This window comes from Acinetobacter sp. LipI_19, from assembly GCF_058242925.1.
This window is the reverse complement of sequence record NZ_JBZAYK010000002.1, coordinates 51,625-63,501: the sequence shown is the minus strand read 5'-3', so window position 1 is coordinate 63,501 and position 11,877 is coordinate 51,625. Positions and strand designations below refer to the sequence as shown.

The window sequence follows — 11,877 nt, the reverse complement described above, 5'->3', positions numbered from 1 at the left end:
TATTCGGTATAATGCGCCCAAATTTTCGTGTCAATTTGACTAAAGGAGCCACTCATGGCTATTGAACGTACTTTATCTATCGTAAAACCAGATGCAGTTGCTAAAAACCACATTGGTGACATCTTTGCTCGTTTCGAAAAAGCTGGTCTTAAAATCGTTGCGACTAAAATGAAACACCTTTCTAAAGCAGAAGCTGAAGGTTTCTATGCTGAGCATAAAGAACGTGGTTTCTTTGGTGACCTTGTTGCATTCATGACTTCTGGTCCTGTTGTAGTATCTGTTCTTGAAGGTGAAAACGCAGTTCTTGCTCACCGTGAAATTCTTGGTGCTACAAACCCTAAAGAAGCTGCTCCTGGTACAATCCGTGCAGATTTCGCTGTAAGCATCGATGAAAATGCTGCGCATGGTTCTGACTCAGTTGCATCTGCTGACCGTGAAGTAAATTACTTCTTCGCTCAAACTGAAGTTTGCCCACGTACTCGTTAATTCGACGTATCTAGGGTCTTTTTTTCTATACGAATAAATCTCCGATTTATGAATTGATAACAGACCCGAAACCAGATAGGTGATATACTACTTGTCTGGTTTTTTTATTTTTGTTGCTTTATTTGGCTAAATATTGGTCAATATGTTTTATTACTACGGCATGATTTAGGTAATCCCCATGAATTCTGAAGTTGTCGCTTCATCGTTAAATCTAGATGAACAGCAGCCTGCATCATCAAAATCTGCACAGGCTGATCGTATTCAGACTGCAAATGTGCAGAAAGTGAATTTACTTGGCATGTCACGTCCGCAATTGGAAAAATTCTTCGAAGAAATCGGCGAGAAAAAATTCCGTGCTGGGCAGGTAATGAAATGGATGCATCAATTTTTTATCACTGATTTTGCTGAAATGACCAATATTTCAGGAAAGTTGCGTGAAAAACTAGAAAGAATTTGTGAAATCAAAGCGCCGGAAGTAGTGCATCGTAACTATTCGAAAGATGGAACCCGTAAGTGGGTATTCCGTGTTGGTGATGGTGCGGGCTCTTTGGTTGAAACGGTATTGATTCCGGCAGAAGATAAAACAGGTTTACGTAAAACACTGTGTATTTCATCACAAGTGGGCTGTGCTTTAGATTGCTCATTTTGTTCAACTGGAAAACAAGGTTTTCAGCGTGATTTAACCCCTGACGAGATCATTGGACAGTTATGGGTGGCCAACTATTCTTATATGGAAGAAGTACCTGTTGCTGAACGTGAGCGCTCGGTAACCAATGTGGTGATGATGGGAATGGGTGAGCCATTACTCAATTATGACGCTGTATTGAGCTCAATGAATATCATGTTAGATGATTTCGCTTACGGAATGTCTAAACGTCGAGTTACATTATCAACCTCAGGTGTTGTACCCAAAATTGACCAATTGGCACAAGATATAGATGTGGCTCTGGCGATTTCTTTACATGCGCCAAATGATGAATTACGTAATGAATTGGTGCCGATTAATAAAAAATATCCATTAGCACAATTAATTGCTGCATGTCAGCGCTATATTGCCAAAGATGGTAATGAAAGTTCTCGTAAACATGTCACCATTGAATATGTAATGTTAGAGGGTGTGAATGATCATCCTGAACATGCACAACAAATGATTAAGTTACTGAAAAACTTACCAAGCAAAATTAATTTAATTCCATTCAATCCGTTTCCGCATGCGCCATATGGCCGTTCAAGTCGAAATCGTATTATTTCTTTCCAAAAAACTTTGTCTGATGCAGGTTTTGTGTGTACGATTCGTCAGACACGTGGTGATGATATTGATGCGGCGTGTGGGCAGTTGGTCGGGCAAGTGGCAGATCGTACCCGTCGTGCAGAGCAGTGGAAAAAGAAAGTTGCTGAACGTGGTGAGATTATCCGTTCATAAGCTTAAAGATTTGTAGGCATACATTTATATCAACAAATAAGCAGGGGCTGACTTTGAGAAAATCGATGTATCAAAAAGCAGTTGTAATATTGGCAATTGGTTTATCTGCATTGGTCGTACAGGGTTGTCAAACGACAAATTCAGATACAATAATAAAAAAAGATCCTGAAAAAGCCGTTAAAGTACGTACTCAGCTTGCTGCTGAATATATCCGTACAGGTGATTTAGATGCTGCAAAACGTGCATTAGATCAAGCTTTAGAAACTGATTCACGTGATTCAGCGGCAAATATGATGATGGGTGTCTTACTGCAACAAGAAGGAAGTAAGATTAGTCTGGAAAAAGCGGATGGCTATTTTAAGCGTGCGATTTCCAGTGACTCAAAAAATGCACAAGCTCGTAATAATTATGGAACATATTTATTTGTTACTGAGCGCTATAATGATGCGATAGAACAGTTGAGTATAGCTGGTACTACGCTTGGTTATGACCAACGTTACAAAGCTTTAGAAAATCTAGGTCGAGTTTATTTAAAAGTAGGTGATGTGGCAAATGCTGAAAAAGCATTCAAACAAGCTTTACAAGTCAATCGCGATTCGATTATTTCTCTGGTAGAGTTATCAGAGATTTTCTATTTGCAACAAAAAAGTGTACAAGCAAGTCAACTCTATGAGCAATATGTTCGTTTAGTAGGTCAGGACAAACAAGGTGCTAGAGCACTTTGGATTGGTTTACGTATTGCACGTGCCAATAATGATCAGATGGGAATGCAAGTGTTGGTGAACCAACTACGTGCATTATTCCCGGACAGTAAAGAATATCAACGTTATCTGCAATTACAGTACAGTACTGAGGCCGTATGGAAGTAAATCCTAATTCACAGCAACCTACAGGTTCAAACGTAGCATCTAATGGCTTAGGAAATGTTCAACGTCCAGGTGAGTACTTGCGTCAAATTCGAGTCTCCAAGAACCTAGACATTAAAGATGTTGCAAACGAACTAAAAATGCCTGTAAAAACCTTACAAGCATTGGAACAAGATGAGTATAAGTCTTTGCCAGAAGCAACCTTTATTAAAGGTTATTATCGTTCATATGCCAAGTTTTTAGGTGTTGATGCAACAGTAGTCATTCAGCGTTTTGATGAAATTTATCAAAATGATACAGGGCTTTTACCAAATCATGCATTGAACAATTCCCCAATCAAAATTATGGGGAAACTGCCTGGCTCAAACAGTGATCGTAATAAAAAGTGGCTAAAGCGAATTTTAATTGCCATTGTTGCGATTGCTGTGATTTGGGCTGTGATTGCTGGAATTCAAAAAATAACATCGGGTAAAAGTACTGATGTAGATAGCAAACCACAAGAATCAGAAGTAGAAGTGTTGAATTTAAACAATGCTACAGCAACTTCAGGTGATCAAATGGTGTTGAATTTCAGTCATCCTACTTCTGTACATATCGTAGATAGTACAGGAAAAGTTTTGGCGACTGGTCGTCAGTCGGCTGCTTTAACTGTCAATGGCCAATCACCATTCCAAATTCGCCTTGATGATGCAACTGCTGTGTCATTAAGCCTTAATAATGAACAGATTTCATTGTCTCCATATACAGTGAACGGAAAAGCAGAATTCCGTTTGTCACGTTAATGGGCAAGAGTAGATAAGATCATGATTGAGAATCCAATCAAGCGCCGTCCCACTCGTAAAATACGTGTAGGTTCGGTGTATGTCGGTGGTGATGCACCTATCAGTATTCAAAGTATGACCAATACTGAAACGTGTGATGTAGATGCAACAGTTGCACAGATTCAACGCTGTGCGGATGTGGGTGCGGACATCATGCGTGTTTCTGTACCGACTATGGAGGCTGCTGAAGCTTTTGGTGAAATTCGTAAACGTGTCACTGTACCATTGGTTGCAGATATTCATTTCGATTATAAGATCGCTTTGAAAGTTGCCGATATGGGTGCGGATTGTTTACGAATCAATCCGGGTAATATTGGTTCTGAAGCTAAGATTCGTGAAGTTGTTGCAGCTGCACGTCATCATGATATTTCCATGCGTATTGGTGTCAATGCAGGGTCTTTAGAAAAAGATATCCAAAAGAAATATGGTGAACCAACAGGTCAGGCTTTACTTGAATCTGCAATGCGTCATATCGATATATTGGATCGTTTAAATTTCCATGAGTTTAAAATTTCAGTAAAAGCATCAAATGTATTTTTAACAATGGATGCTTATCGCTTATTATCTGCTCAAATTGATAATCCATTACATTTAGGTGTAACTGAAGCTGGGATTTATCGTACCGGTTCAGTGAAATCTGCGATTGCTTTAGGTGGTTTGCTGTTGGATGGCATTGGTGACACCATGCGTATATCATTGGCAGCTGAGCCTGAAGAAGAAGTAAAAATTGGTTTTGATATTTTAAAATCTCTGAGCCTTCGGTCAAATGGGATTAACTTTATTGCTTGTCCAAGCTGTTCACGTCAAGAGTTTAACGTGATTAAAGTGATGCAGGCTTTAGAGGAACGGTTAGAAGATATTCGTACCCCAATGGATGTGTCTGTCATTGGTTGTAAAGTCAACGGTCCGGGTGAAGCAAAAGAAGCTGATATTGGTATAGTCGGTGCAAGCCCGCGCTCACTCGTGTATCGTAATGGCGAAAAGAGTCACTTAATAGATACAAATCAGTTGGTTGATGAAATCGAAACCATGGTTCGTCAACGTGTTCAAGAGCTTGAAAAAGCTAAAGCTAAAGAGATTATTCGTAGTTCATCATGAGTTCAATTGTCGCAATTAAAGGTTTTAATGACTTTCTTCCATCGCAAACACCTGCGTGGAGACGTCTTGAGCAGCACTTAGCATCGCTTATGGATGCATACGGTTATCAGCAAATCCGTTTGCCAGTGGTTGAACATACCAACTTATTTAAGCGTTCAATTGGTGATGCCACTGATATCGTTGAGAAAGAAATGTACACTTTCTTCGATAAGGGTAATCCACCTGAATCTTTAACTTTGCGTCCAGAAGGCACAGCGGGTTGTGTACGTGCGATGTTGGAACATAACTTACTCCGTGGTGCAAATCCGCGTGTGTGGTATGTTGGACCGATGTTCCGTTATGAAAAACCGCAAAAAGGTCGTTATCGTCAGTTTCACCAATTTGGTGTGGAAACTTTCGGTGTGGCCACACCTGATCAAGATGCTGAACTGATTCTTATGACTGCACGTTTATGGAAACGCATGGGTGTTGCGGATAAAGTTCAACTTGAATTGAATACGTTGGGGGAGTCTGATGAACGTGCAGAGTATCGTGCTGCGTTGGTTGAGTTCCTTACTGCACATCACGCTGATTTGGATGAAGATTCACAACGTCGTTTAACCACCAATCCATTACGAATTTTAGATTCAAAAGATATTCGAACTCAGCAAATTCTTGAAAATGCACCAAAATTGCATGATTTCTTAAAAGAAGAAAGTTTGAATCATTTTGCTCAATTGCAACAGTATTTAACTAATGCGGGTATTGAGTTTGTCATCAATCAAAAATTAGTGCGCGGTTTAGACTATTACAACAAAACTGTTTTTGAATGGACAACCACACATTTAGGTTCTCAAGGAACAGTATGTGCGGGTGGTCGTTATGATGGTTTGGTTGGACAGCTTAAAGGTAAGCCGGATCAATCTGTGCCCGCAGTTGGTTTTGCCATGGGTATGGAGCGTTTATTATTGCTTCTTGAACAAGTTGAAGATAATACGCCAGTGCGTGAATGCGAGTTATTCTTGGTATCAGATCCAGCAACACAAGGTCAGGCTTTGGTATTGGCTGAACAAATTCGTGATCAACTTGAAGCTCTAAATAGTACAATTCGTTTGAAAACAGGTTCACAGGGTTCAATGAAGAGTCAAATGAAGAAAGCAGACCAATCTGGTGCTATCTATGCTTTGATCTTTGGAGAGCGTGAGGCTGAAGCACTACAAGTTTTAGTCAAAGAACTTGCGACAGCAGAACAATATGAAATTAAGGTCACTGAAATTGTGCCTTTCTTCATAGAAAAATTTTCGTCAAAATAAGCCGATAATCATAAGGAAAAGGGGAGTCAAATGAGTGCAATGACTGATGATGAGCAACTGGATAGTGTGAAGTCATTTTTTAAGAAATATGGCTCAGCTATGGTGACAGGTGTCCTCATTGCATTGATTGCCTTTTTCGGTTGGGAATATTGGCAAAAGAAAACTCTGGCTGAAAATCAAAATGAGACAGCCAAAGTTCAGCAATTGATGGATGAGGCGAGAGCAGCTAATGGGGATGCTAAAGTTACTGCAGCTTTAGTCGCATCAGCAGATAAAATTGTGAAAGATAATCCTGATTCAGTTCAAGCGATCCAAGCACAAATTGTCATGGCAAAAGTTGCTTACGATAAAAATGATTATGCATTGGCTGAGCGTGAACTCAAAAAAGTTGAAAATTCTAAAATTAAAGATGCTGGTTTGTTACAAGTTGTAAAAATAAAACTTGCCGATGCACAATTGGCGCAAAAGAAGTTTGATGAAGCTTTGAAAACCTTGTCAGCTGTGAATGATCCTGCTTTTCAGGCCAGTGCTGACGAGTTGAAAGGTGATATTTATGTGGCAAAAAATGACACCGAAAATGCAAAAAAATCGTATCAAGCAGCATGGAATGCGGTCGTTGAACGTAAACAAGAACGTCAAATTTTACAAATTAAACTCGAAAGTGTTGGCGTATTAGTAGAAGATCCTGATCTTGAACGCCCAATTTTAGCAACACAAGTGGATGAGTCTTAATGGATAGAAATTTTAAAATACCTTTTGCTTTAGCAATCTTATCAATCGCTTTAATCGGCTGTTCAAGTAATAAGACGAAAGAAGTGAAGATTAAGCCTAATCCACTGCCTAAAGTTGCACAAGCCTCGAGCTTGGTTCAAGTATTTTCGACCAGTGTATCTTCGACCAGTAGTGAAGATGCATTACGTCTACGTTTAGATACAGACAATGGTGTTGTGTTTGCTTTAGATCCAAAAGGCGAAGTGGCTGCCTATAAAGGTAAACAGCGTCTATGGAATGCTAAAGTGACCAAAGACGGCTTAAGTTCTGGTGTTGAAGCGGCAGATGGCGTGGTTATTGTGGGTAACCAAAAAGGGCATGTTTTTGCATTAGATCAAGCGACAGGTGGGACCAAATGGTCTGCGCAATTGTCGGGCGCAATTATCAGTTCTGCTTTAATTCAGTCTGGTCGTGTGATTGTGGTTGCAAATGATGGTACAGTTTATGCCTTAGATGTTGCGACAGGTCAGCAAGCGTGGACTTATAAATTACCAAGCGCTTCATTTAGCTTAAGAGGCCAAGCCACTCCAGTTAGTCTAGATCCACGTACAGTGCTTATCGGTACCTCTACTGGCTATATTTTTGCAATAGATAGCCTTGCGGGTGTACCGCGTTTACAACGTCGTGTTGCGGTATCTGAAGGGCGTTCTGATATTCAGCGTTTGATTGATGTGGACAGTGAGCCTGTTGTTTCAGGACAGTATGTGGTTACGACAAGTTTCCAAGGTCAAGTCACTGTTCTAGATTTGGCTTCACAACGCGTTTTGTGGAGTGAAAACTCAAGCAGTATCAACCGTCCAGAAGTGACTGATGGTAAAGTCATCGTATCGCAAACTGATGGTCAGATTATTGCTTATGACTTGATTACAGGTCAGCAACTTTGGAAAAATGAGCAACTGCTCAATCGTAACTTAAGCAACCCTGTATTGCTCGGTTCAAATCTTGTTGTGGGTGATTTAGATGGTTATTTACATCAAATTGATCCAAATACTGGAACAACTTTAGGGCGTGCTAAAACCAGTGGTGAAGTCCGTACTTTGAGAGTGATTGACAATCAAGTTTATGTTTCGACACGCAAAGGTGCTATGAGTATCTGGCAAAGTCGTTAACAGTTAATCAACAGACACGATTAGGATTCTCTATTTTTTTAGTCTTGTGTTAAAATAGAGCAATCCGTATGAATTCCATACACGGGGTGATTGAAAATCAATACCCCGTGTTTTTATTTTAGGTTTTTCCTATTCTTCTTCCTATACATTTCTGATGTTCAGACCAGTCATACTGGCTGATCTTGAATAAAGGTTATTTTATGAAACCCGTAATTGCGCTCATTGGTCGTCCAAACGTCGGCAAATCAACGTTATTCAACCAGATTACCAAGAGCCGTGATGCACTCGTTGCTGATTTTGCTGGTCTTACCCGAGATCGTAAATATGGTGATGCAACTTATGAAAATAAATCTTTCATTGTCGTTGATACTGGGGGTATCGGTGAAAATGAAGGTGGTATCGACTCATATATGGCAGAGCAGTCCAAAACTGCGATTAATGAAGCTGATATTATTGTTTTTGTTGTCGATGCACGGGCTGGGCTACTGGCTTCTGATGAGCAGATTGCCCGTGAATTGCGTACACTTGGTAAAAAGGTTTACTTGGTTGCCAACAAAGTCGATGGTGTGCACGCTGAAGCTGCATTAGTTGAATTTTATAAACTTGGTATGGGTGAACCCTTACAAGTTGCGGCAAGTCATGGCCGTGGTGTTCAACAAATGCTTGAGGATATCTTGGTGGATGTCCCTGAAGATGAAAACCCAGAAGAACACGATAAGGCAACAGGTCTACGTTTAGCAATTATTGGTCGTCCAAATGTCGGAAAATCTACTTTGGTTAACCGTTTGTTAGGTGAAGATCGTGTTGTCGCTTTTGACCAACCAGGTACAACTCGTGACTCGATTTATATTCCGTTTGAGCGTGATGGTCGTCAATATACCTTGATCGACACTGCTGGTGTACGTCGTAAAGGTAAAGTTGATGAGATGATTGAGAAATTCTCAATCGTAAAAACCCTACAAGCGATTAAAGATGCGCATGTCATTGTAGTGGTTTTAGATGCACGTGAAGGTGTGGTTGAACAAGATCTACATTTGATCGGTTATGCACTCGAAGCTGGTCGTGCCATGGTGATCGCCATTAACAAATGGGACAACATGACAGAGTATGATCGCAAACAATGTAAATTAGATGTTGATCGTCGTTTTGACTTTATTCCTTGGGCAAAAGTGCATTTGATTTCTGCTTTACATGGAACCGGTGTGGGGGAGATGTATCCAACTATTCACCGTGCTTATGATTCATCCCACTTAAAAGTTTCACCTGCAAAATTAACCCAGATTTTGAATGATGCAACTGAAGCACATCAACCGCCAATGATCAGTGGTAAACGTATTAAAATGCGTTATGCCCACATGGGTGGACAAAATCCACCAACGATTGTGATTCATGGTAATAAGGTTGATAAGACCCCTGCGGATTATCGTCGTTATTTAGAAAATGTCTTCCGTAAAGTGTATAACCTTGAAGGTACACCGGTTCGCGTTGACTTTAAAACAGCTGAAAATCCATTTGAAGGCCGTAAATCTCAAATTGATGAGCGTGTTGCAGCACGTCGTCGTCGTTATGTACAGAAATTTAAAAAGGCTGAAAAGAAATTTAGAAGCTAAATTTAGCTTTGAACACATTAAAACCCAAAGTGATCTTTGGGTTTTTTTGATTTAAGATAATGAAAAATGTTTGGGAATGGATTGTGAATCGTATTATTCAATTGGATGTTAATTCTATTCAAAATATTCTTCCGACTTACCATTCGATCGATCGAAAGGGGCAGATCCAAGAACTGAAACAGGCGATCTATCAATATAGAAACCAATTATTGTCCGATATTTTTTCAGTTGAAATCAGTAACCACTCTTTTGAAAAAACAGATTTTGGTAAACCCTATTTAATTGATTATCCAAAGTTTCACGTGAATCATTCACATAGCCAGCACCATTATGCTTTGGCGAGTAGCCAGCAGATCCAAGATTTGGGTGTAGATGTTGAGGACTTAGATCGAAAGGTGCGCTTTGAGGCTTTAGCTAAACATGCTTTTCATCCCCAAGAATATCAGGCTTGGCAAGCGTTAGACTTTGATCCTACTTTTTGGTTTAAGGTGTGGACCACAAAAGAGGCGATTTTAAAAGCATCGGGCCTAGGGATTCGTTTGAGTCTAAATGAGCTAAATACTGGAGTGCATGTGATGAATGATGGTGGGATCTCTACGCATCCGTTATTGGGCAGCTTTGCCTATCAAAATCTCCAGCTGAGCCGAGTCATGCTTACGGTGGCATGGCGTTCTGAATTATCCTGTAAGGGTTTTGCATTTCCACAGATTCAAATCATTCAACATGGCTAATTAAAGACCGTATAGACGTTTTCATTCTGCATAACATATAAATTGCAACAACGTTATTCCATATTGGAGTGTGGCATCTATACGTCTAAGTGTTGAAATTTTCAACCTTAAGCCACCTGTATTGCAAATCGGCATTATTTAATAAAACCAGTTAAATGTAAGCTGCTTATCTTTAAATAAAAATAAATAGTACTCGATCACGAACAAACAATCTTGCTAGTCGTGTGTACTTTATAAGCTATATTTTTTACATAAAAATTAGTTTATTTCTCCATGAAATTCTCTATACTTGATAAATTAAATGATAATTAAGTAGCGAAAATACTAATTATTGTGAATTTAAAGCGATGAAAAAGCGATAGGTTAGGATTAATTATATAGTGCGATTTAAATACTTCATCAGCTTAATTTGCATCATATTTTTTTATCCAAATTTTAGTTTTGCTTCAAGCTTAGAAAGTGATCTTGCTGCTTTTAATCTCATTACCAACTACGAGCTTTTATTCTTTGGTGGAATATTTGTCATTCTGATGCAAGCTGGTTTTGCTGTAGTTGAAGGCGGATATGAAAATACCTATAAGTCAATTTCCGCATTATTGGTTAATTATATTTCAGCAATTTTAGGAACGCTTATTTTTGGTTTCTTCTGCGCAAAAATTCTCCTTGCAGGTGATGCCTACTCCGAAAAATATATGAATGGCATGCTACATGGCTGGCATTGGAATTTATTGTTTTTTTATACTTTGATGGCCACGACAATAACCACTGTAGTTGGACGAGTGATTCCGAGTAAAGTTCCTTTATTTGTAAACTGGATAACCGGTTTAATGATCGCAGGTGTGATCTTTCCGTTCTTTAGTAGCTGGACCTGGGGCAATATCTTATTTGGCAAGGGCTGGTTAAAAGAATTAGGCTTTATTGATTTTGCAGGATCAACTGTGGTGCATTCCACTGCGGCTTGGATCGTTTTGGCGGGATATTTAACCTTAAAACCTCACGACCGACAAGAAATCTTAAAAAAAGATTTAATCTTTGAGGATTATAAGATTTTATCTTTGGCATTGGCTGGTTTTATTCTTTGGCTGGCGTGGTCAGGTTTAAATGTGGTTTATATCTCGGCATTTTATGCGGATATTGGGTTAATTGTTGTCAATGCTTTTGCTGCACTCTTTGGGGCAATGGTTGCATCCTTAGTTTTTTCTTTGGTATTGAATAATAAAATTATTTCATGGGTTGAAATGATTAAAGGTGCTTTAGGTGGTTTAGTTGCGATAACGGCAAGCTGTGGCTTGGTGAATTTATCTTCAGCATTGATTATTGGCTTAGTCTCAGGCTTATTGACCATATATTTACCTCGTTTTTTGGCTTATTGGATTGATTCTAAACATATTCGTGAAGTTGTTGTGGTACATGGTGTTTGTGGAGCATGGGGGACACTGGCTGTTTCTTTGACAGATAACCCCGTGATTAATTTAGCCAACAAGGCCAGTGTTATCGATCAAAGTATTGGGATTGTGGTAAATTTTGTGTGGAGTTTTGGCGTTGCATTCTTATTATTTAAACTGATTTGTAAATTGCGTAATACATACTAAATTAAGGATTCAAAAATAAAGCTTTGAAAAAAGCCAAGCACTAAAAAAAGCGACATAAAGTCGCTTTTTTTATATTTA

At 39.3% G+C, this 11,877-nt stretch carries 11 protein-coding genes; all 11 read left to right on the top strand.

The genetic code is table 11. The annotated features are described in order from the left end of the window. Positions 1-54 precede the first annotated feature (54 nt). Positions 55-486: a nucleoside-diphosphate kinase gene (gene ndk / locus AC4CVF_RS21185; RefSeq protein ID WP_004725878.1), complete on the top strand. Its 432-nt coding sequence runs from the start codon at positions 55-57 to the stop codon at positions 484-486. A gap of 178 nt (positions 487-664) precedes the next feature. Continuing rightward, the gene (gene rlmN / locus AC4CVF_RS21180) at positions 665-1,909 is read left to right on the top strand and encodes a dual-specificity RNA methyltransferase RlmN (protein WP_419327666.1); all 1,245 of its coding nucleotides are present in this window, start codon (positions 665-667) and stop codon (positions 1,907-1,909) included. Positions 1,910-1,974: 65 nt separating this feature from the next. Further along, positions 1,975-2,778, top strand: coding sequence for a type IV pilus biogenesis/stability protein PilW (gene pilW, locus AC4CVF_RS21175; protein WP_336953555.1), 804 nt, complete (start codon positions 1,975-1,977; stop codon positions 2,776-2,778). After that, a complete protein-coding gene (locus tag AC4CVF_RS21170) occupies positions 2,769-3,557 on the top strand; it encodes a helix-turn-helix domain-containing protein (protein WP_419358835.1) in 789 nt (262 codons plus the stop codon). Before pilW ends, AC4CVF_RS21170 begins: the two co-directional genes overlap by 10 nt. 21 nt (positions 3,558-3,578) lie before the next feature. Further along, a complete protein-coding gene (ispG, locus tag AC4CVF_RS21165) occupies positions 3,579-4,694 on the top strand; it encodes a flavodoxin-dependent (E)-4-hydroxy-3-methylbut-2-enyl-diphosphate synthase (RefSeq protein WP_490789950.1) in 1,116 nt (371 codons plus the stop codon). Continuing rightward, on the top strand, positions 4,691-5,986 hold the full coding sequence (gene hisS / locus AC4CVF_RS21160) for a histidine--tRNA ligase (protein ID WP_419819972.1): 1,296 nt from the start codon (positions 4,691-4,693) through the stop codon (positions 5,984-5,986). The genes ispG and hisS overlap by 4 nt, the downstream gene beginning before the upstream one ends. 30 nt (positions 5,987-6,016) lie before the next feature. Then, entirely contained in the window at positions 6,017-6,718 is a 702-nt protein-coding gene (locus tag AC4CVF_RS21155; protein ID WP_336953558.1) for a YfgM family protein, read from the top strand. Beyond that, positions 6,718-7,866, top strand: a complete 1,149-nt coding sequence (gene bamB / locus AC4CVF_RS21150) for an outer membrane protein assembly factor BamB (RefSeq protein WP_336953559.1) — start codon at positions 6,718-6,720, stop codon at positions 7,864-7,866. The genes AC4CVF_RS21155 and bamB overlap by 1 nt, the downstream gene beginning before the upstream one ends. Before the next feature lie 200 nt (positions 7,867-8,066). After that, complete coding sequence (gene der / locus AC4CVF_RS21145; RefSeq protein ID WP_004725892.1) at positions 8,067-9,476, top strand: ribosome biogenesis GTPase Der; 1,410 nt, start codon at positions 8,067-8,069, stop codon at positions 9,474-9,476. A 59-nt stretch (positions 9,477-9,535) separates the two neighbouring features. Beyond that, positions 9,536-10,207: a 4'-phosphopantetheinyl transferase family protein gene (locus AC4CVF_RS21140; RefSeq protein WP_419330225.1), complete on the top strand. Its 672-nt coding sequence runs from the start codon at positions 9,536-9,538 to the stop codon at positions 10,205-10,207. 380 nt (positions 10,208-10,587) lie between these two features. Continuing rightward, on the top strand, positions 10,588-11,799 hold the full coding sequence (locus AC4CVF_RS21135) for an ammonium transporter (protein WP_336953561.1): 1,212 nt from the start codon (positions 10,588-10,590) through the stop codon (positions 11,797-11,799). The last annotated feature ends 78 nt before the right edge of the window (positions 11,800-11,877 follow it).

Bases quoted from the DNA above. Each gene is read 5' to 3' on its own strand.
- bamB (WP_336953559.1), top strand. From the start codon at position 6,718: ATGGATAGAAATTTTAAAATACCTTTTGCTTTAGCAATCTTATCAATC.
- pilW (WP_336953555.1), top strand. From the start codon at position 1,975: ATGTATCAAAAAGCAGTTGTAATATTGGCAATTGGTTTATCTGCATTG.
- rlmN (WP_419327666.1), top strand. From the start codon at position 665: ATGAATTCTGAAGTTGTCGCTTCATCGTTAAATCTAGATGAACAGCAG.
- AC4CVF_RS21140 (WP_419330225.1), top strand. From the start codon at position 9,536: ATGAAAAATGTTTGGGAATGGATTGTGAATCGTATTATTCAATTGGAT.
- ispG (WP_490789950.1), top strand. From the start codon at position 3,579: ATGATTGAGAATCCAATCAAGCGCCGTCCCACTCGTAAAATACGTGTA.
- AC4CVF_RS21155 (WP_336953558.1), top strand. From the start codon at position 6,017: ATGAGTGCAATGACTGATGATGAGCAACTGGATAGTGTGAAGTCATTT.
- hisS (WP_419819972.1), top strand. From the start codon at position 4,691: ATGAGTTCAATTGTCGCAATTAAAGGTTTTAATGACTTTCTTCCATCG.
- der (WP_004725892.1), top strand. From the start codon at position 8,067: ATGAAACCCGTAATTGCGCTCATTGGTCGTCCAAACGTCGGCAAATCA.
- AC4CVF_RS21170 (WP_419358835.1), top strand. From the start codon at position 2,769: ATGGAAGTAAATCCTAATTCACAGCAACCTACAGGTTCAAACGTAGCA.
- ndk (WP_004725878.1), top strand. From the start codon at position 55: ATGGCTATTGAACGTACTTTATCTATCGTAAAACCAGATGCAGTTGCT.